Annotated in this window: 10 protein-coding genes and 1 CRISPR repeat array (1 of these 11 cut by a window edge); of the genes, 3 read left to right on the top strand and 7 right to left on the bottom strand. The window is 43.5% G+C overall.

Annotated features, from left to right (window positions below; genetic code table 11):
- From HMPREF1521_RS05350 to HMPREF1521_RS05365, 4 genes are all read right to left on the bottom strand, one after another.
- Positions 1-1,032: ESPR-type extended signal peptide-containing protein (locus tag HMPREF1521_RS05350; protein ID WP_038116818.1), on the bottom strand; the 1,032-nt coding region annotated here is incomplete at its 3' end.
- 261 nt (positions 1,033-1,293) lie between these two features.
- The gene (locus HMPREF1521_RS05355; RefSeq protein ID WP_038116820.1) at positions 1,294-1,938 is read right to left on the bottom strand and encodes a hypothetical protein; all 645 of its coding nucleotides are present in this window, start codon (positions 1,936-1,938) and stop codon (positions 1,294-1,296) included.
- An 86-nt stretch (positions 1,939-2,024) separates the two neighbouring features.
- The gene (locus tag HMPREF1521_RS05360; RefSeq protein WP_038116822.1) at positions 2,025-10,613 is read right to left on the bottom strand and encodes a YadA-like family protein; all 8,589 of its coding nucleotides are present in this window, start codon (positions 10,611-10,613) and stop codon (positions 2,025-2,027) included.
- Between the two features lie 738 nt (positions 10,614-11,351).
- Positions 11,352-12,491 carry an inverse autotransporter beta-barrel domain-containing protein gene (locus tag HMPREF1521_RS05365; protein ID WP_038116827.1) on the bottom strand — a complete coding sequence of 380 codons (1,140 nt, stop codon included), beginning with the start codon at positions 12,489-12,491 and terminating at the stop codon, positions 11,352-11,354.
- Positions 12,492-12,922: 431 nt separating this feature from the next.
- On the opposite strand from HMPREF1521_RS05365, the gene HMPREF1521_RS05370 reads away from it, so the two are divergent.
- Together HMPREF1521_RS05370 and HMPREF1521_RS05375 are read left to right on the top strand one after the other, a co-directional pair.
- Positions 12,923-13,801: a DUF3829 domain-containing protein gene (locus HMPREF1521_RS05370; protein ID WP_038116829.1), complete on the top strand. Its 879-nt coding sequence runs from the start codon at positions 12,923-12,925 to the stop codon at positions 13,799-13,801.
- 137 nt (positions 13,802-13,938) lie between these two features.
- Positions 13,939-14,196, top strand: a complete 258-nt coding sequence (locus HMPREF1521_RS05375) for a hypothetical protein (protein WP_038116830.1) — start codon at positions 13,939-13,941, stop codon at positions 14,194-14,196.
- Between the two features lie 257 nt (positions 14,197-14,453).
- On the opposite strand, the gene HMPREF1521_RS05380 is transcribed toward HMPREF1521_RS05375, so the two are convergent.
- Positions 14,454-14,780 (bottom strand): Tat pathway signal protein, encoded by a 327-nt coding sequence (locus HMPREF1521_RS05380; protein WP_232203193.1) that lies wholly within the window; start codon positions 14,778-14,780, stop codon positions 14,454-14,456.
- Between the two features lie 260 nt (positions 14,781-15,040).
- Positions 15,041-17,350, bottom strand: a complete 2,310-nt coding sequence (locus HMPREF1521_RS05385; RefSeq protein ID WP_038116831.1) for an autotransporter outer membrane beta-barrel domain-containing protein — start codon at positions 17,348-17,350, stop codon at positions 15,041-15,043.
- Between the two features lie 1,120 nt (positions 17,351-18,470).
- On the opposite strand from HMPREF1521_RS05385, the gene HMPREF1521_RS05390 reads away from it, so the two are divergent.
- Positions 18,471-19,889 (top strand): sodium:solute symporter, encoded by a 1,419-nt coding sequence (locus HMPREF1521_RS05390; protein ID WP_038116832.1) that lies wholly within the window; start codon positions 18,471-18,473, stop codon positions 19,887-19,889.
- Between the two features lie 198 nt (positions 19,890-20,087).
- On the opposite strand, the gene HMPREF1521_RS05395 is transcribed toward HMPREF1521_RS05390, so the two are convergent.
- Positions 20,088-20,291 (bottom strand): hypothetical protein, encoded by a 204-nt coding sequence (locus tag HMPREF1521_RS05395; RefSeq protein WP_051435760.1) that lies wholly within the window; start codon positions 20,289-20,291, stop codon positions 20,088-20,090.
- Positions 20,292-21,030: 739 nt separating this feature from the next.
- A CRISPR array of direct repeats spans positions 21,031-22,132; the repeat unit is 36 nt; unit sequence GTTTTAGAGGTTTACAGAATTACACTACTCTCAAAC (it continues 122 nt past the right edge of the window).

A 22,132-nucleotide genomic window follows, 5' to 3' on the forward strand; every position in this document is an offset into this window, starting at 1 on the left:
AGCGGAACTTGTACCGTTCGATTCCGATCCATTACCGATAGCGATAGCATCTTGCTTAGTGGCCTTAGCTTTTGTCCCTATAGAAATAGCATTTTCATCTGTCGACATTGCCGTTTCACCGATAGCAATGGAAGACGCTCCGCTGGCTTCACTGTCCCACCCCATAGCAGCGGCATTAACACCTTTAGCTATAGAGTTTGCACCAATAGCACGAGAACCTTGTGCCAATGCGTTTGCACCATTACCGATGGCTACGCCCCACTCACCACGAGATTGAGAACCATTACCCATGGCAATAGCGCCACCTTTGGATGCCTTCGCATTATTACCGAACGCCATAGAGGATCCACCATAAGCACGTGCATTGGAACCGAAAGCCTGGTCATTATCAAGGCCTATCAGTTGATTATTTTCATCATAACCTGCACGTGCATTATTCCCTAATGCAAATCCATTCGTAGATTGTACTTTTGCTTCATTACCAATAGCTACACCATTATTAGCAATAGTATTCGCATTACGACCGATAGCCACAGCTTGTGCACCTTGTCCTAATGTCCCCGTACCGATAGCAATTGTGTTAATATCTCTTGTTTCCGCACTATGACCGATGGCGATACCACCGCTCTTATCCGTGATGCCCGGTGTTGCCGTAGCAGGGTTAACACTTACTGTGGCACCATGACCGATAGCGATACCGTTCTGGCTTTCAGATTCGGACGGATCATTTTTACCAACAGTAGCGTCTGTACCCATAGCCACACTATAATCACCACGGGCATTTGTACTATCACCGATCGCAATACCTCCATCATTTTCAGCTGTCGCACCGTTACCTCTTGTAATAGGTGCCCCCAAAGCATCCGTAGGCATCATAACGCCCGTCAACATAACGGCAACTGCTGTAACACCTACCATTTTAGAGAATACAACCGACAACGAGGATCGTTTCGTCATGTTCTTTGCTGTTTCCGCCACAACAACATAGCAGCCCTTTGTGCGATTCCAAATCACTTTAAATACTCGATTCATTAATCTTACTCCTTTAAATCAAACTAACTATATCCACTTACATAAAAATTATAGTAACAAATCAATAATCACTGAGACTACATCGATTTTCTTAAAATCACATAACTAAAATATCACATTTTACTGGAAAAGTAAAATTTTTTTCATTTTATTTTCACAAAAACACGCGTTTAGATTATCAATTTTTTCGATATATAAAAAATATCGAAGTACCGTTACTCAGACAGTCCTCGATATTCTTATATATTCTATTAAATTATTCTATTGAATTGTCGGTGCATTAATCGCAGCACGAAAGTCAACTACATGAGCGTCTTCCAATTCAGGAGCCGCCTGTTCATCCACAGGTTTCACGCGATTATTGCCATCTTTCATGGCTTCATTCAAGCTGAAAATCACCATTTCATTCATGTAGAAACGCAATTCATTATCATGGATATTAGCCGTGTTACGATCTAAGATATCGATGATTTGTTGTGCGTAATCCAACTTGCCGTCTTCAGATACCGTCGCATGGTCCGTAAAGAACTGCTTGTAATCATTATACAGACGGTCTAACGCCAAGCGCGCATAGCTGTCGTTTTTGTAACGATGACTCACGATGTACCAGCTGCGGCGAACGTTCATATAATATAATACATTATTACGGTACCGTTCCTGCCCCTTCATAACGCGCGTATCATCCATGATGCGTTTGCCCTTCTGGTCCAATTGAAATTGTGTGAAAGCATTCACAACATTGCGAACTTCTTCGCTAGGTACAGGAACTGCGACTTCCGCTTCAATCACGTTTAACTGTTCAGCCGGTTGTTCCGGCATCATCAATCGATCTTGAGCCGCATCCGCCTGACCTACCGCACATACACAAGCAAGCGCCAATACAGGCATAAATTTTTTGAACTTCATACATCCTCCTTATGATGAGCCGCCCCCGAAGGGCGGCTTTCACAATCCTTACATGAGTGGTTAAGAACTCAAATATTCAAATTCGATTATTTTGTAAGACCTGCTTGTTGCATCAACAATGCAATTTGAGCCTTCATTTCTTCATTATCGCGTTGTACCTGATCGTATTTAGCAGTTAACTCCAAGTCATGTTGTTTCATACGTTCATTTTCGGCTTTCAACGCAGTCACTTCATCCTGCAATACATATGCGGAGCTGATAGGGCCGGCTTTATAACGTGCAGGAACGGCTTTCTTAGCATCGGAAGTACCGAATTTATAGGATACGCCCGCATTAACCATGTTGTCATGACCGCCGAGAGATACGCCCATATGGAACATTGTGGACTCGTTAGTATAGTGTGCCACGCCTACAGCCGCAGCGGTGCTGCCTTTGTAGTGACCTACAGCAGCCAATACCTGAGTCGGTTCCAACGGATCGTATTGTAACGGTTTGAGGCCGGAGATTGCCGCACTTGCAGCACCTACATCGGCAATCTTACCATCCACGCTACGCATAGCGCTGCTCAATTGATTTACGTTAACCGCATCAGTACCGTCCACGCCAGGACCAACATTAGTAATTCTGTTACCGCCGTTATCAAGGCCGTCTTTAGTAAGGCTTACAGCATTACCTTGAGCAGGTGTAATCGTCATGCCGCCACCGTTCATAACAGTCGTGTTACCGTCAGCGTCCGTAGTCGTTACGGATTCAAGACCTTTCAAGTCTTTAGCCAACTTGATGTTGTAGCCGTCGCCGGCGGAGTTTTTCACAACACCGATATTGTTATCCGCCAAGCGGTTCACATCGGCACCGCCTTTGAGGTTCATAGTGTCGCCTAAACCGCGAACTACCTTACCGTCATCACCAGGTTGGTCACCTTGGAATACGCGGCCTGTTCTAGCCTTGTTATTGAAATCGTCATTGACAGCTTTCAATTGGTCTTCTGTCGCCGCACGACCAGGAACTGCTACAGGGTTTTCAGGATCCCAAGTTTTATTATCCAAACCGGTTACGAAGTTGCCGTCTTTACCGCCGGAAGTCTGTTTACCTACGACTACGTCGCCGGCTTTCACGGTGTTTGCCGTTACGGAACCGTCATTGCCGTCAATCTTAACTTGATTACCGCCATTGCCGGCTGTAATCGTACCTGCAGAACCGTCGATGTTAACTTGTTTTGCCGGATCCTGACCAAGAGTGATCTTGTCATTTAATGCCATCTTGATAGCGCCGTTGTCCACGGAAGTTTTGATATTGCCGTCACCTTTCAGGTCGATTGTCTCGCCAAGAGGTTTCTTCACGAAGTTACCGTCTTCCGCTTTAAGACCGAAGCCTGTAGTTTTGATGTCTTCAATAGCTGTATGCAATTGACCGCCGTTGACAGCGTCCTTGCTACCAGCGCCAATAGTGCCGTCAGCCACATTAGTGATCTTCTTATCAGCTGCATCGATACCGTCTTTCGTTACCTTAGGACCGTTTTCGATAGTTAAACCGTCTTTGTTGACAGTAACAGCTTTATTGCCGCCATCATTGATCTGCAAGCCGTCTTTCGTCAACTTAGTCGCTTCATTAGCGCCGTCCTTAACAGTAACGCCGTTTGTATCCATCTTAGTGTCGCCTGTTGTTACAGTATTAGCCGTTACAGTGTCTACAGTGATGTCTTTTTTCAATTCCACCTTGACAGCGCCGCCGTCTACGGATGTTTTGATATTCTTCTCATCACCTTTAACTTTAACAGTTTCACCAAGCGGTTTCTTCACGGACTGACCGTCTTCCGCTTCAAGACCGAAGCCTTTAGTTTTAAGACTTTCAACAGCATCATGCAATTGACCGCCGTTGACAGCGTCCTTGCTGTCTTTAGCAACATTACCGTCAGCTACGTTCGTAACCTTCTTGCCAGCTGCATCGATGCCGTCCTTCGTCATGGATGGACCGTCGGTGATCTTAACTCCGTCTTTCGTAACGGATGTCAACGGATTACCGTCTTTATCGTTGATGGTCATGCCTTCGCCGTTCACAACAGTTTTACCGTTTGCACCGTTTGCACCGTTGTTGAAAGTAATGGAATTTAGACCTTTAAGGTCTTTTGCCAAACGAAGCATCAATGTGTCTGTGCCGTCGGATACAACACCGATGTTGTCGTCGTTGGAAAGTTTGGATTTATCCGTTACGCCGCCCTTAACATTTACTTGTGTGTTAAGTTTCTTCTTGATAACGTCGCCGGAGTCACCGCCGTATGCCATACCGTCATCTTTGGTTGCCACTTGATGTGTCTTACCGTTTTCATCAGTGTATTTGATACGGGTGATTTCGTTACCGTTAAGGTCCGGATCACCTTTTTCAACGGAAATGTCAGCGCTGCGGCCGTCTTTACCGTTGAGACCGATGTGGCCTACGCCGTCTTTACCGGACATGGATACAGCATCTTTGCCGTCCTTACCGGTAACAGCTACCTTGCCGTCTGTACCGTTATCTGCATCAGGACCTGTAATGGACACACCGTCCTTACCGTCTTTGCCGACCTTCACGGATTCAGCTTTAAGGTTTTTATTCATCTTCACATTGATAGTTGTATCACCAGATGCTGGGTCTTGTGTGATGAAAGTTTTAAGGTTTTCACCGCTGTAATCATCGTCAGCTGCAGTGCCTTCACCTTTAATAGTCACTTTGGAGCCAAGTTTGTTGGTTTTTTCGCCGCCTTGGTTAGCATCGAATTTCAAACCTTTATTAGTCAATGCATCCGCATTATCCTTGATTTTATCATTCAAATAGTCCACATTAACCGCTTCGCTGCCGTCGTTGCCTGTAGCATACGCCACATTCGTTACGTGAGTGCCGCCTTGTTTATTGTTATATGCAGGACCTTCGTAAGTTACCTTGGATTTATCAGGTGTTCCGTTAGGATCCAAATCATATTTAACAGCGCGGTCATCCAATTTATCAAGTTTGGATTTAGAAGCAACGTCTTTAATCGTTACGTTTTCCGTTTGATCCGGATGATTCTTATCCTGTACAGTCAACGCCACATCGCCGTTATCATCCACAGTGTAGTCTCCATTGGAGCCTGCCGCCTGATTTTTGATCAAGCGATAATCAGTGGAGTTAGCACTTTGTGCATCCAACGCTTTTTTCAACTGATCTTCCGTCGCCGCACGACCGGATACGATCTTATCTGCATCCCAATCTTTGTTATCAAGACCTGTTACATAGTTGCCTGTTTCGCTGTCGCCGGCTGCGTTATTGACAGTTTGATTACCCATAGTAGCGTCGCCTGCTTTCACAGTCTTAGCCGCCGTTACGGAATCAAGATTTTTAAGGTCTTTCGCCAATTGAAGCTCTAATGTATCAGTACCGTTAGCTTTTACGTTGATGTTGCCGGATGCGCTCTTGAACGCAGCAGATTCAGCTTCAGTTACGCCTTCACCCTGTACTTTCACCAAGGAGTTCAATTTTTGTTTATTCACAGTACCTGTGTTGTTACCTGTGAATTGTAAACCGTCCTCCATAGTCGCTACCTGGTGTTCACCGTTACCGTCTTTGTAAACGATACGTGTAAGACCGTTTGTACCGTCAACGCCTTTTTCACCCTTAACGCCTGTCGCAGGATCGTCGTAACCAGGTTTCACGGACAAGTCGATACCGTTAGAACCGTCAACGCCGTTCGTTCCGGCAGGGCCTGTCAAACCGATGTGGCCTACGCCGTCTTTACCGGACATGGATACAGCATCCTTACCGTCAGCACCTGTGATGCCTACTTTACCATTATTGCCATCTTGACCGGCTGCGCCTGTAGGACCTGTAATCGTTACGCCGTCCTTACCGTCTTTACCGTTTTTATTAACCTTAATAGTATCAGCGATAAGATTTTTATTCATCTTCACGTCAATAGTCGTATTGCCTGTCGCCGCATCCTGTTTGATGAAAGTTTTGAGGTTTTCACCGCTGTATTCAGCATCGTCAGCTTTACCTTCACCTTGAATAGTCACGGTAGAGCCTAATTTGTTAGTTTGTACGCCGCCTACATTGGCATCGAATTTGAGGCCCGTATTGATCAAGTCATTCTTAGTATTCGTAATTTGATCACCAAGGTCTTGTTTAACTTGATGTAATTGACCGCCGTTGACAGCATCTTTGGAGCCGGCCGCTACATTACCGTCTTTCAAGTTGGTAATTTTTGTACCGTCCGGGCCTTCCAATGTTACTGTATCATGGCCTGTGTTACCGTCATATTTTACGGAGCGGTCTTTTACCTTATCCAGTTCAGTTTTGGACGCAATATCCTTAATTGTTACAGTTTTAACATCACTGGATTTTTCGTCTTTTACCTTCAAGTCAACTTGATTGTTGTCAACCTTATAGGAACCGTCTTGTGCATTGTCCGGATTAGCAATTAAGCGGTAATCTGTAGCACTTGCATTAGACGCTTTCAAAGCATCGCTAACCGTTTTCAACTGTTCTTCAGTAGCCGCACGGTTTGGTACATATACAGGATCCGCAATATTCCAGGATGTGTTATCTAATCCTGTTACATAGTTACCGGTTTGGTTAGCACCTTTGTTATCCGCTGCCGTATGATTACCTACAGTAGCAGTGCCTGCTTTCACAGTGTCGGATGCCGTTACGGATTGCAAACCGGTCAAGTTTTTCGCCAACTGCAATTGTAATTTTGCATTGCCATCAGCGCCGACAGCCGCAGATGTAACACCGATATTATTACCTGTCGCAAGATCGGAAGCGCTTGTTACGCCACCGTTGATGTCCACTTGTTTGTTGAGCTTAACATTAGATGTAGCACCCATGTCGCCTTTGAATTTAAGGCCGTCGTTCAAGGTTGCCACTTCTTCGTTGGAGCCATCAGGTTTCTGGTACGTAATACGTGTTGTAGTCGTGCCAGGAGCACCGTCTACACCGGGTTGACCGTCACGAGTAACGGAAATGTTAGTTGTTACACCGTCTTTACCGTTGATGCCGATTTTACCGTCTTTACCGTTTGCACCGGTAGCCGTAATCGTTTCTACATTGAGGTCTTTTCCGAGTTTCACATCAATTGTGCTGTCGCCGTTAGCGTCTTGAGAGATTTCCGTAATGATATTGGAGTTATCCCCTTTAACTGCTACTTTGGAGCCCAATTTATTTGTTTTTTCGCCACCGTTGTTAGCATCGAATTTCAAACCTTTGTCGATAAGATCTTGTTTAGTTGTATCAATCTTATTATTTAAATCATTCTTGGTATTTGTGATTTGGTCGCCAAGATCCTGTTTAACTTGATGTAATTGACCGCCGTTGACAGCATCTTTAGAGCCCGGTGCTACATTACCGTCTTTCAAGTTGGTAATCTTTGTACCGTTAGGACCTTCTAAAGTTACCGTATCTTTGTCGGTATCACCGTCGTATTTTACGGAACGATCTTTTACCTTATCAAGTTCAGTTTTGGACGCAATATCCTTAATTGTCACAGTATTAACTGTACCGGATTTATCGTCCTTCACTTGTAAATCAACTTTATTGTTATCAACTTTATAAGAGCCGTCTGCCGCATTGTTCGGATTAGCGATTAAACGATAATCAGAAGCACTTGCGTTAGCCGCTTTCACAGCATCGCTCACAATCTTAAGTTGATCTTCCGTTGCCGCACGACCGGATACATAGGCAGGATCAGTTAACGTCCAATTTTTATTGTCCAAACCGGATACAAAGTTACCGTTCTGAACAGCACTTTTGTTATCTGTTACAGATTGGTTACCCATTGTAGCAGTACCTGCTTTCACGGTCTTAGCAGCGGTTACCGTATTAACGCTGATATCCTGACCCAATGCAACCTTAATCGTTGTATCGTCACCGGCCTGTGTAATCGTAGTGTTGATGTTAGTACCGTCACCGGCTACTGTTACCTTGGAACCTAATTTATTTGTTTTTTCGCCGCCGTTATCAGCATCGAATTTCAAGCCTTTATTAATAATTTCATTTTTAGCGTCATGTAATTGACCGCCGTTGACAGCATCTTTGGAGCCCGCTGCTACATTACCGTCTTTCAAGTTGGTAATCTTTGTACCGTTAGCGCCTTCCAAAGTTACTGTATCTTTGTCGGTATCACCGTCGTATTTTACGGAGCGATCTTTTGCCTTATCAAGCTCTGTTTTTGAAGCGATGTCTTTAATCGTTACCGTTTTTTTATTCGCAGGATTTTTAGAATCCTGTACAGTCAAGTCAACCTTGTTACCGGATACAGTGTAAGCTTTATCAGCCGCATCGCTGTTTTCAACTAATTGATAGTCAGGAGCGTCTACGTCAACCTTATATGTTTTATATGTGCCGTCCGTACCTTCTGTAACAGTCGTGTTTTTACCGGCAACAACCTTTACCGCTTTTTGCGCTTCATCACGAATAACGGATTTACCGCCGTCCGTAATGTTGGACAAGTCTTTATTTGCCGCATTGTCAATCTTGTTCTTAGTAGCATCAGTCAACGTCACATCGATTGTCTGGTTGTTAACAGATGTCGTAACATACGAACCGTCGCCTTTTACAGTCAATGTCTGGTTGTCCAATAAAACGTCGTTTTTACCGGTATTGCCGGCTACTTTCAAATTAACATTGCGCAATTGTGCCACGTTAACAGCATCGGAATCAGCTGTACCTGCAGCCACGTTCGTGATTTGACGAGTTTTCGTACCGCCGTCACCTACGGACACCGCACCCATAGTGGATGTCAACGCAGCGCCTGTCAATCCGCTATAGCCGTTTGTCCGGCTGTCTGCAGTTTTAACATTATAACCTGCTTTACCTGCCGCAACGGAAGCAACGGAATTCGCACCCAATGCAACGCCGTCATCTACGCCGGATTTAGCTTTATAACCGATAGCAGTACTGTTCGCATTAGCTGCAGTCGCATCAGCACCGACAGCTGTAGCGAAGTCACCTGCTGCGGAAGCGCGTACACCGGCCGCTGTCGCATTATTGCCTGTAGCGCCTGTATTATCATAGTTCGCATCGGCGGATGTGCCTTTAGCGCTGAAGAAATTCGTCTGCGCCGCTTCAACAGCTTCTTTTACCGTATGGTATGTGCTGTTCTTGATATTAAAATCAGGCGCTTTATATGTGGAACCGTTCGCTTCATAGCCCGTATACGTAGGACCTGCAAGGGATTGTGCCAGGTTGCTGTTTACAAAACGCAATTGTTTTACGTTTGCAGCATCGGTATCGTTTTCACCGCCCGCTACGTTGATGATACGGCGTTCCGCACCTACGTTACCTACCGCAACTACACCATTTGCAACATTGTTATTTTGTTCGTTAGTAAAAGCAGAAAAACCATTGACTAATGTGCCTTTTACTTCCGTTCCGGCACCCAATGCCAAAGAGTTATTGGACTCAGCCTTAGCATTTGTACCGATAGCCATGGAGTTAGTACCTGTAACAGTAGCACCAAGGCCGATAGCTGTCGTATTAGTATTGTTTGCTTTTGCATCTTTACCGATTGCAATAGCACCATCTTTAGAGGCATTAGCTGCACCGCCGAGAGCAAGTGCATCAGCGCCTAAAGATTTCGCATTACCGCCTAATGCGATGGAATTGGATTTAGTCGCTTCAGCAGTACTGCCCATAGCGATAGCATCGGAACCTGTTGTTTTAGCCTGATTACCCATAGCAAAGCTGTTTGCACCGCTTGCATTAGCGCTCTTACCCATCGCTACCGCATTCTGTGCGGATGATTGTGCCGTATTACCGATGGCAAACGCATTCTCTGCACTAGCATTAGCGCTATAGCCCATAGCTACCGCATTGGCACCACCGGTACTGGATGAAGAACCGAATGCCATGGAGTCAGATGCAGCGGTGGATGTTCTCGCCTTCGTACCGAACGCAAGAGAACGAACACCTTCTGTTACAGTATTACCATTGGCGTTATATTGTGCACTTGGTGTACCCTGCTGCCCAGGTAACTTTATTGTTTCTGCCGCACCGATTGCAATAGATTGATCCGCTTTCGCAGTAGCGGAGTAACCCATTGCAAAGCTGCCGTTCCCCTTCGCCCAGGCAACCGTACCTAAGGCTGCGGAGAACTCACCCTCTGCCGCCGATTGACGCATCATAGCCAACGAGTTGAATCCGCTCGCCTTTGTCGCCGTACCGAGAGCCATGGCGGAAGGAGCTGTCGCCTGCGCATAATGACCTAATGCAAAGGAAATACCCCCTGTGGCCTGAGCATAGTTACCGATAGCCAAACCGGAATAATAATTTGTATTACCTTCCCGTATATTTGTCATACTACCGATAGAAATACCGGAAAACATATTTGTTGTATAATTGCTGCTATCATTACTATTATCAAACGGTCTGTTATTCCCCGGATTTTGATAATTGTATAAATAACTGCCCTCACTAGATTGTGCTTTAGCAGTAGCATACCCAGCATTAACACCATCAATAATCATAGCAGTATGACTAGCCGCATTAACAGTAGAAATATTACAACCCATCAATAATGCGGATACCGCCATAATCGCACTCATGCGTGCCCAAACGTTACCGGTATGTACGGACTTAGCCTTGCCGCCACCGGTTTTTACTAGTTCAGATACTACAACGTAGCACTTTTTTGCCTTACTCCAAATAACATTATAAATTCGATTCATAATAATCCTTTCCTACCGATCTCTCGGTAAAAACATCATCCGTCTGCATTTCCTCACACAGCAAACATAATTTGAAATAACAAAAAAGAAGTGATAGAGACGGGTGATCATCTACACTTCCAACACAACGATAATATTCAGATTTACGATCCGAATATTGTATTTTCAACGATTATTCATCTTACTCTCACCCTAGACTATACAATATCAAAAAAATTCTATCTTGTAAACAACTTTTTCATGTTTTCTTCATTTTTATTTTTTAATTAATAAATTTAATAGTTAGGATAAAGAATCTTCATTTTACGGGCATTTATACGATAAAATTCTCATTAGATTTAGTGATGAACGTCCCACTCGATCAAAATTGTCCCACACGAACATATACAAAAATTGTCTCATATTCATGAATTATTAATTTTCATACAATTTCTTCAAACGGCCGGACATAACAAATGTATGCTATACATATATTAGACTATATATGAGACTACATATGAGACTTCATGTTAGACCATATACATATACACATACGCATATACATATACAATACATATACCTATACCTATACCTATACATTTACATTTACATTTACATTTACATTTACATTTACATTTACATTTACATTTACAATAACTATCGCATATATATAGTAAAGCTGAAAGCCGAGGCCCTAAGACCTCGGCTTTCACCATATCATTTCTATATAGATATATTTATATTATTATCTCTTGCAGGTTAATCAACATGCACCGTATGTTGGCGGCGCACATTTTCCAGCATATTCACGCGAACCGATGTATTCGTATCCGACCGATGGTTGCCGCCGAACCACGCCGTATCGACGCCGGCCAGACGGAACATGATCTTGCCGTACGGACTGCCGTGCTTATGCTCCGGCTTGTTGTATCCCATATCTACGGAAACCCGCGGCGTGAGCTGCATCTCCGTACCGATGCGCAAACCGTGCTTATCCGCACCGCGCCGCAACTGCCAACGATAGGCCTCCATGTACACGCGCGCCCAGCGGGCATTCTTAAAGCTGGTCCCGTATTCCGCAGTATATCCGTTAGACACGCCCTCCAAGCGCATCGCACCGTCAAGGGAACGCTCGCCGGACACCCCGCGATACCAGTTCATGCGAAACGCACCGATACCCGACACATACTCCAACCCGACGCTCATACGGCCGTGATTACCTCTGAACCGATGGTCATAAAACAGATTACCGCCGTAATAATGGTCATCATTCGTCGAGATTCGACGATACCCGACGCCTACATTCGCCGTCGTCCCCGTATCCGCCGCATTCGCCAAACGCTCCTGCGTGAACCACACATGGCGGGCGGCCTCATCATAATGACCTAGCGGCTGCAAGGTTTCAACACCGTACAAGGGCTTCCAGTTTTTCTGAAAGTGCAACGACAGGACAGTTCTCTGCATCCACGGTTTCGCCTTCGATCCGTGCATCGCGGAATGAACACCGGTCATGACCACCGCCTGCAACGCGGAGTTGACCGCATCCGTATCGGAATAGCGGGTCGTCTTTTTATCCGTTGAGTCCGGCATCTCCAATCCGCCCTGACCGATGACATGATCCGGCGTATGGGAAGAGTTAACGCGAAATGTATCATCCGATTTGATAACCTTTCGGTCATCTGTTGATTCGGATTTGATTTCGGAATTCGAACGACTCTTCATCGCCCCATTTGCAGTTACCGATGTATCTGAAGCATCAGACGATACGTCCCCGCTTTCACTATGAACTTGTTTTACCGTGGTCGCCTGCATAGACTGCGCCGTCCTGTCCGACTGTTCCCCCGATACGGACATAACGGACATGCAAAAAGCCACTACCAACACAATTATATATTTCATTACACACTCTTACGTACAAACACACTTCTCATTACGTACTTAATCACTTATTTAATAATCATGTTCTTAATTATGTACTTAATACTTAATTACACACTCTGAATTATACACTCCGACAATTCATGCTTTCATCATGAAAAATACGTGAAATTATTTTTATTTTATACAAATATATAGAAGATTGTCAATGCAAATACGATGTATCATTTCAATACAATACAGTGTGTTACGCCCATACAGCTGCTCATGCAATCGGGACCGAGCATATAGTATTTTATAATGGTAATGCTAAGGCAAGGATCATACTGATCATATATAGAGAGATGGATTTCATTTTATTTATATATAAGTTCTTCTTAAAAGTCCGTAACAAGTGTATAATTAAGATATATAAACAGCGTTTAATGAATTCTTGAAAGGAGAGGGTCTATTTGAATCCATTAGGTAAAAGAATTACAGTTGCTGTGTTGTGTATGTCCGCTTGTGCGGCGCCGTTGTTCTTAGGAGGGTGCGGTCTGTCCAACGTAACGAAACAGATTTCTCAAGGTTCCCAAAAAGCGCAACAGAACGATGTGGAGTTGTTTAACCAGTACATTAAGGCTATCGGTGATTTCAACAGCCGCAGTCTCACATTCTCCTATGCGAATGCGCCGGTTGTGGAGGATTTGAAAAACGGTAAACATTTAACGTCTTTCAGTTCGCCGGACTTCAAGCGATTGGAAGAAGCGTTGCAGGAAGCGAAGAGTGCCGGCGTTCCTTATGACGACATGAACGAACCGCTCGACAAGGTGCTCGCCGTATTGCACGATATCGTACCGGTAGCGGATGAACTGGACTCCTATTTCGATGCCAAAACGTACACGACGGACAATTACGCCAAGGAACAGCAGTTAGGGGCTAAATATGTTCAATTATATGAACAATTCTACGCCGTATACCCTGCATTGGACGATGTCATCCATAAACACAATACGGAACATCTGAAAGAAATGAAAGATGCGGGGCAGAAAAATGGCGCCGCCGTTCAGGAGGTTCATTTACGTCTTACCGATATAATTGATGGTCTTGAAAGCAACAAACCGATCGATGCCAATGCAATCAATCAGGAATTGCAAGCTATCAGTGACTTGGCCAATACGGTAAACAAATCGGAATACGATTCCACAAAACGGTCATTACACCAAACCATCGGTGCAATCCGTACTTTCATGAGCAACCGGGATGATAAAAACTACGAAAATATGATTTCTGAATACAATGATTTCATCAGCGATATGAACAATTTGGACATTCCGAAACTGGATAAATAATCCGGTTACAGTAAATCCGGTCACAATAAATTTTCTACATGACAAACATATTACACGGAGAATTCATACGGATACGTCCGATGTAACACAAACTGAACCATAAACAGTTAAAAGTATATTCTGAGAGGAGAATTACAATGAAGAACAAATTATTGCCAATGGGCATCATAGCCTTAATCATAGCCGTAGTCATCTTGCTGGTCATTCCTGATCCGTCAGCGAACAACCTGGAAATCGCCAAACATGCGACCAGTGCACAACAAGCGGCACAAGCCATTTCCAAAAATAACCAGACATCTATTCTGATTCACACCATCGGCATGTTCTGTCTCGGCCTCGGCATTGCGTCGACCGTGGGCGGAATTATCCTGAAATTTGTCAAGAAAGATAACTAAAAATCCGTATATAAGTACAAAAAAGCTGTACACACATAGTTGATGATTAAACTCCCCTTTGATGTCGATATTGCCATCAAAGGCGTTCAGTCCAATCTATGCATGTACAGCTTTTTTATGATTATTCATATGCAGTTTTATAGCTATTTATGCAGAATTATAGCTATTTAATGTTACATGTCGTACCGTTTGAATGTTAGAGACCCGTTTCGGATAACTCTATAGACCGATATACATCAGCTTTCACAGAAAACCGATTAACGACGAGCAACGCGCATAGCCGCCATCATAGCCGGCGATTTCCACAACGACTGCCCATTATCGGATACGAGTTTATTATTGTAATAGAATACGTCCGCATTGTAATATTCGGTGCCGCTGCTCACCTGATAGCTGAGACCTGCCGTAGTATATACAGTGAAATTCACCACGTCACCAATTTTCTTCACGGAGTCCTGATCCACATACCAGCTGTTACCGTTATATGTCGTAGCATATACATCGTGACGCGCCTCTACAGAGGTCGCATTAACACCGATAATTACAAACAGCGCCGCCAAGGCGTACAAACATTTGTGTATCATGGGAATCCCTCCTTTACTTTAGAGATACGACCCTATTATACCAAATAATGTGAAAGTACGCATAATGGGGCAGAAAAGTCGGGATACTCGAGATATGAACTGCCCTCCAAAAATTGTATCCAATTCTTGGAGGGCAGTTTAACAATCAAGTAACTCGGCTTTGTACTGTTTCATAGATGAACGGGCGTGCTATTAATCCTATTATTGGTTTAATATCTTAGCTACGTTCAATCTTGAAATATTCTCTATTAATAATTATCTTAGAACTTATGTGTAAATCCTGCATTCACAGACCAACCTGCCTTATAATCTCCAGATAGCCCTGTACTAATATCAGCAAAGATGCTGTTATTTGCATTAAAACCGTAGCGACCGCCAAAGGCTAAATCCGTCCAAGTACCTTTAATGTCCTCGGAAGTAGATTTAGTAGTGGCACCACTTGTATACGTAGTTTTCACTGTACCGGAGAATGCATGGTTAACACCAAAACGAGTATATAGGTTACCTGCACCGAAGTGTTTACCGATTTCAAGGCCAAGACCGCCTACTGTACTGCTCACACCAGCTTGGTCTACATGCATACTGCCAGCATTGAAGCTATCACCACCGAAGTGAGTATAGCTCAATTGTGCTTGTGGTTCGATATATGTACCATTTGAAAGTTTCACGGTTTTACCATAGCGTACACCGATTGTGTATGCATTGGCTTCAGTCTCACCAGAGAGTTTTTCACCGATTTCATTGCGAACAGTGAAATCGTTAGATGCACGACCTACTTGGGACTCAATGTGAATATATTGATTATTACCAAGATCTTTCAAGCCATACGCACCAACAGCGAAGGCTTTTTCCTTACCAGAACCGTTAAATACGTAGTCATCGTTCCCACGAAGATAGGAAACTTGACCACCTACGGTCCATCCGCTGCCAGTTTTCGCATCGTAACCACCTTGAATACGTGTATAAGTTGTATCTGTGTCGACACCATTTCCATTAAAGCTGTATTTACCGCCACCAACGCGAGCCCAAATACCTGTCGGTTCGCCTTGTTGTAATACGCGTGAACGATACATATTATCTGTCAACGTTCTCCAACCATTAATATTACTCATGATGGCGGAACGAGTGCCACGCATATGTGGCGTATCAAATGCCCCCATATTGACATGCATCTGAGGATTCCGCTCAAGAGCTGGTGCTTGTTTTTCCTCAGCTTTTGGAGTTGCTTGCGGTGTCGGTTTCTCCTCCGGCTTAGGTGTTGGAGTCGGAGCCGGTTTTACCTCAGGCTTCGGAGCCGGTTGCGGTGCTGGTTTCTCCTCCGGTTTAGGCGTTGGAGCCGGAGCCGGTTTTACCTCAGGCTTCGGAGTCGGTTGCGGTGCTGGTTTCACCTCAGGCTTAGGCGTTGGAACCGGAGCCGGTTTTACCTCAGGCTTCGGAGTCGGTTGCGGTGTCGGTTTCACCTCACCATACTCATATTTACCCTGACCATTTTTATCCGCCTGCCACGTAACAGCACCTTCCTTAGCATGACCTTCGGTTAATACTTTAAAACGCGCGGATTCAGCACCTTCAGAAGCAATAGCAACCGTGCCTTGAAGATTTCTTTCACCATTTACATAATTATGGTAGTACACCTTATGCGCCAAATTATCCAAAACTTTATTTACATTGTCCTCAGTAGACAAGTCTAAGCCCTTACGACTCGTGTACATATGAGCACCGGAATTAGGTGCCGCACTTGTAATATGAACATCGCCACCCCAGAAGGACTCTGGCGTCAATCCATTTACAAGATTTTTACGCTCTTTGTAATCTGGATCTTCTTTGTCATCATACTCACCATTTGGATCATAAATAAAGTTTACATGACCTTCTAATTTATCAATGTGAATTTCATTATGCTCACTTTGAGTTACTATGGATTCAAAATTACGATTTTTTGAACCGACCAAACGATGTACACGGCTTGGAGTTGTCATTGTGCTATAACTAGTACCATTCAAACCGCCTTGATACATATGGTCCCAATAACCACGGTCACCAAGGAATACATTAATATGATTTGGTTGCTTTGCATTTTTATCTGCTAAATTGAGAGCAAAACCAGTCCATAGTACTTCATCACTATCTACACCGATATTAATTTCAGATGGATGTGTATCACTACCATCGATACGTACATCACCTTCAATGGACATATCATGACCAGTAAAATTACCCTTATTACCATCTACACCGAGATTTACTGTACCGCCTTTAGCAATGACAAGTGGATTACTGCTACTGCCAACTTGAAGATCACCATTTTTAATGTTCACGGTACTTCCATTTTGACTAGTAATGACAGTCTTTCGTCCATCAGTTAATCTACCAGAAACGTAATCCGCATTAATAGTACTCTTATTATCTGCATCAATACCATACAGTGTCCCTTGTACCTTTCCCAAATTTAAGGTCTCACCCTTAACGGCACTAATAAGAGTATCTTCTGCCATTACATTAGGCATTACAGAGCTAGCAATCGTCAGGGCGATCGCTAATGATAAGTTCGCTTTACACACACGTTTCATAAGAACCCTCTCTCATTCATACTATAAATTACCATTAAATCTTTTTAATTATAATTTATAAGGGCTATTATTGTAAATATAAGAAAAACGGTTTCATCATCAAAAACAATAATAAATAACAAAATAAAAAGGCAGCACCTAAATGCTTGCCCATGATTATAAATAAACTATATTCTCTTTCATCTCAATTTGACGATATAAATCTTTATCTCTATAATATAGGTAGATAGTCGGACGAGTAGCTACGTCAGGCACATCTCAAAAATCTAAACATGAAGAATGGCCTTTCATTTATCTAATTACACAAGGTAATGAAGGGCTATTTGTCTTTAGTAAGACAAATAAGTGCTACTAGCGCTCCGAAAGCAATGAGCACAGCCATCACTTGAAGCAGGAGCATGAAACGAAGAGAGACCCAACCCCGTCCAACTATCTTAAGTTCATTATAAAACGAACTAATGCTCGATACAATAAGCAGCGTATTATAGAAATATATGAATAAACTAATAGAATGTTTTACTATACACAGATTTATTATAATGTCGTTCATCTCAATTTGACGATATAAATCTTTATCTCTATAATATAAGTAGATAGTCGGACGAGTAGCTACGTCGGGCTCATCTCGGAAAACATAAAATTTTGAGAAATGGCCTTTTCGTTTTATACTAATCTCCGGGTTAGTGGAAATGAAGGGCTATTTGTCTTTAGTAAGACAAATAAGTGCTACTAGCGCTCCGAAAGCAATGAGCACAGCCATCACTTGAAGCAGGAGCATGATTAGTTCATAATCGCTCATAGACTTATCCCTCCCTTCAGAAACGAAGAGAGGCCCAACCCCGTCCAACTATCCTAAGTTCATTATAAAACGAACTAATGCTCGATACAATAAGCAGCGCATTATAGAAATATATGAATAAACCAATAGCCGATATCTGTTATGCAGGTACCGGCTATTTTTTCCTCTATCAGTATGTATTCTCCACGCATCTTCAAAACTCCTCTTTGTATTTTCCTTCATTATCACGGATAATTAAATTATACTTGATCAATGCACCGCAAGTAGTAAGGGCGACTTAGTATGTATTTCTGAAGGCTGTTTAGTTTTTGGAGGTGACATATGGAATCTTTAACGATTATTTGGATTATTGTATGTTTATATTTATTGCTGAACTTGTTGGTCGGTGTGTATTGTCATATCCGTGTGAAAGACAGCACTGATTATCTGCTCGCCGGTCGTCGTATCGGGGTTCTTATGACGGCAGGGACGTTAGCGGCAACGGAGATCGGTGGCGGGAGCACCGTCGGCGTAGCGGCAAAGGCCTACGGTTCATGGGGTTTATCCGCCGGCTGGTACGTAGTCTCCGCCGGTATCGGCGTTATTCTGGTCGCTTTCATAGCACCACTCCTGCGGCGCGCCATGGCGACGACAGTGCCGGAAATCATCGGTCGTCGATTCGGTGCGTCCAGCCATCTCATTACGTCCATTCTGTCCATGCTGGCCACGATTACCCTTGCAGGCGTACAGATTACGGCAACCGCAACAATCATCAGCGTCCTCACGGGGCTTTCAACAGAACTCGCCATCCTCATCTGCGGCGCGGTGCTCGTTATCTACACCATGTCCGGCGGCATGTGGAGCGTAACGATGACGGACGTGATTCATTTCTTCGTCCTCGTGGGCGGGTTCACCATCGCGGTGCCGTTCGTGCTGCATAACGTGGGCGGCTGGGATGCGGTCGTTGCCAAATTGCCGGCGGAACAGCTGGGTTTCACCAAGGTGGGATGGAAAACCATCATCGGCCTCATCATCATGTACTTCATGACATTCTCCACGGGTCAGGAATCGGTGCAGCGCTACTTCTCGGCCAAAGATGAAAGAACCGCCGTGCTCGGCTCGATCATCTGCGGTATCATCATGTCTCTGTTCGCCTTTGTGCCGGCCGTCCTGGGCCTCGTGGCGCTTGCGGAATTCCCGAATATCGAAGCCAACAATGCGGTGGCAACGGTGGCTCTGAACCTGATGCCTCCGATCATGGCGGGCTTTGTTATGGCTGCAGTCGTGTCGGCGACGCTCTCATCAGGGGCAGGCGACCTGTTGGGGGCGGCAACGGTATTCACCAAGGATATCGTGGAACATCACTTTGGTAAAAGCCTCACCGATGCTCAGCTCACCAGGTACAGCCGTCTGTGCGTACTGCTGCTCGGCATCATCGCCATCATCATTTCCCTCGTAAGTAAAGCGATTATTCCGATGCTGGTATTTGCTTTCACCATGAGATCCGCAGGCCCGTTCGCGGCGTTCCTATTGGGACTCACATGGAAAAACGCGACGGCAGGCGCCGGCATCTGGTCCATCGTGCTCGGCTCCGTCGCAGGTGTATACTGGGAATTCGTGGGCAACCCATATGGCATCATGTCCATCATATTCGGATCCGTCGTGAGCCTCATCGTTTTTGTGGCTGTGGTGTGTATTGAAAGAGCCATGGGTAAACCGGCGGCACCACCGGCGATTCCGGAGGATTTAAACATAAAATAATCCTGGTATCAATCATGATACATCAAGGGATTCCTTATACATTAAGGTATTCCTCATACATTAAGAAATTCTTTGAAACAGATGTATTGAATGAACTCTATAAAATGAAAGCTTAAAGATATAAAACAAAAACTCCTATCGGTAACATACCAATAGGAGTTTTTCTTCAATCATATCGCCGGCAGGCATCAGCACGTACTAAGTCACGGCTATCTGCTTGGTCCCGTTCTGGCCGTTCGTCGCCTGCATCGACTCTTTATCTTGTACACCGGCGGCGCATATTCCAGAACCCCCCAGCGTACCCGTATCAAAATACCACATAGTCTGCTCATCAGCACCCGGCATATCAGGCCTGCTTTCATGAATCACCTTATACTGCGGCGACGACTGCAGTTCCTGCATCGAAATCGCCTACCCGACCATGGTGAAAGCTATCGACATCGCCAAACCTGACACAATACCTTTTAATTTTATACATGCCTCTCAAATGATAATAAGCACGGTCTTGTTGGTATAAGTATACTATACGTACAAGAACGTGCCTATTAATTTGGCTTAATAAATTTGTCTATGAATTGCTAAGTTAATGAAAATCAAGAGGTAGATTTAACAGGTAATAAATGTAATGGAGTTGATGATACTAGGGCGGGTTAACACTATGAAAAGTAATATAAATGTACAAGTAAACTATTACGTTAAAACTCTATAAAAATGGTATTACCACCAAAAAAGCAAAACCCAATAATCCTATCAAAAAGCTGACTAAAGCTATGATAGTACCTGTTAACCATACTAACCCTAAGAAACGAAGAATAAAATTCAGCACTACTTTTAACACATATATCGCAGTCTTTTCCTCATTAGAGAAAATTAAGAATTTCTTGATTTTATCGATATATTTAGGTTGTCTCTTATTAGGATTTAATGTCCGCCAATACAAAATCAAATATGGTACGATAATAAAATTTCCTAAAAGTATATACCATAATATAATTTCATAAAGTTCAAAGTACCCTTTATAAAAGCAACCTTCACATGTTCATAGCTCGATAATTGCATATAAATTTAACAACCAGATCAGTGTTAAACCGAGCTTACCAATTATTTGTTTAAGATTGAACATAAAACCTCAAGTAATAACACTATACAAAGACACAGAATTACACTACTCTCAAACCTTGGCCGCTCCGACGTTCTTAGAGAACTTGTTTTAGAGGTTTACAGAATTACACTACTCTCAAACTAAACTTTGAGCATGGTATCAATATGCTCAGTTTTAGAGGTTTACAGAATTACACTACTCTCAAACGACCGGTACGTGGAACATACTAGAAGCTGAGTTTTAGAGGTTTACAGAATTACACTACTCTCAAACTTAAATATGAAGCTGTAGACATTAACGGAGGTTTTAGAGGTTTACAGAATTACACTACTCTCAAACAGATGTGTTCAATACACACTCCTGATTTCTGTTTTAGAGGTTTACAGAATTACACTACTCTCAAACTGTACTCATTCGGTAACGTGCATTCGTTAAGTTTTAGAGGTTTACAGAATTACACTACTCTCAAACGTCTCTTGATTGTTCGATTGTCTTGTTCGAGTTTTAGAGGTTTACAGAATTACACTACTCTCAAACTCTGTTTTTAGCGCCTACAGTAACAGGAGCTGTTTTAGAGGTTTACAGAATTACACTACTCTCAAACACCGTAATTTGTCGCCTCAACGTATTTACGGTTTTAGAGGTTTACAGAATTACACTACTCTCAAACCTGTTCCTTAAAGTCATCATAGACACGTTGGTTTTAGAGGTTTACAGAATTACACTACTCTCAAACAATGAACTTCCTTAGTATCAATTGTTATATGTTTTAGAGGTTTACAGAATTACACTACTCTCAAACGAAACTAGATGTGAAATTTGTTGATGTTGAGTTTTAGAGGTTTACAGAATTACACTACTCTCAAACTGTGCAATGCGAAGAGGCTGAGAACGACAGTTTTAGAGGTTTACAGAATTACACTACTCTCAAACAAGAAATATCCTCATTCCAACCGTCCGTATGTTTTAGAGGTTTACAGAATTACACTACTCTCAAACACGAAGTTTACGCCTAATCAAATGACGTTGGTTTTAGAGGTTTACAGAATTACACTACTCTCAAACGGCGAGGCTTGGAGAACATTAACAGAATCGGTTTTAGAGGTTTACAGAATTACACTACTCTCAAACAGAATTTATA

Origin of the sequence: Veillonella sp. AS16, from assembly GCF_000517785.1 — a bacterium.
Classification (GTDB): Bacteria; Bacillota; Negativicutes; order Veillonellales; family Veillonellaceae; genus Veillonella; species Veillonella denticariosi.

What these genes read in the sequence shown, in the direction of transcription:
- HMPREF1521_RS05355 (WP_038116820.1), bottom strand. Translation starts at nt 1,938, where the DNA reads ATGAAGTTCAAAAAATTTATGCCTGTATTGGCGCTTGCTTGTGTATGT.
- HMPREF1521_RS05360 (WP_038116822.1), bottom strand. Translation starts at nt 10,613, where the DNA reads ATGAATCGAATTTATAATGTTATTTGGAGTAAGGCAAAAAAGTGCTAC.
- HMPREF1521_RS05365 (WP_038116827.1), bottom strand. Translation starts at nt 12,491, where the DNA reads ATGAAATATATAATTGTGTTGGTAGTGGCTTTTTGCATGTCCGTTATG.
- HMPREF1521_RS05375 (WP_038116830.1), top strand. Translation starts at nt 13,939, where the DNA reads ATGAAGAACAAATTATTGCCAATGGGCATCATAGCCTTAATCATAGCC.
- HMPREF1521_RS05380 (WP_232203193.1), bottom strand. Translation starts at nt 14,780, where the DNA reads ATGATACACAAATGTTTGTACGCCTTGGCGGCGCTGTTTGTAATTATC.
- HMPREF1521_RS05385 (WP_038116831.1), bottom strand. Translation starts at nt 17,350, where the DNA reads ATGAAACGTGTGTGTAAAGCGAACTTATCATTAGCGATCGCCCTGACG.
- HMPREF1521_RS05390 (WP_038116832.1), top strand. Translation starts at nt 18,471, where the DNA reads ATGGAATCTTTAACGATTATTTGGATTATTGTATGTTTATATTTATTG.
- HMPREF1521_RS05395 (WP_051435760.1), bottom strand. Translation starts at nt 20,291, where the DNA reads ATGCAGGAACTGCAGTCGTCGCCGCAGTATAAGGTGATTCATGAAAGC.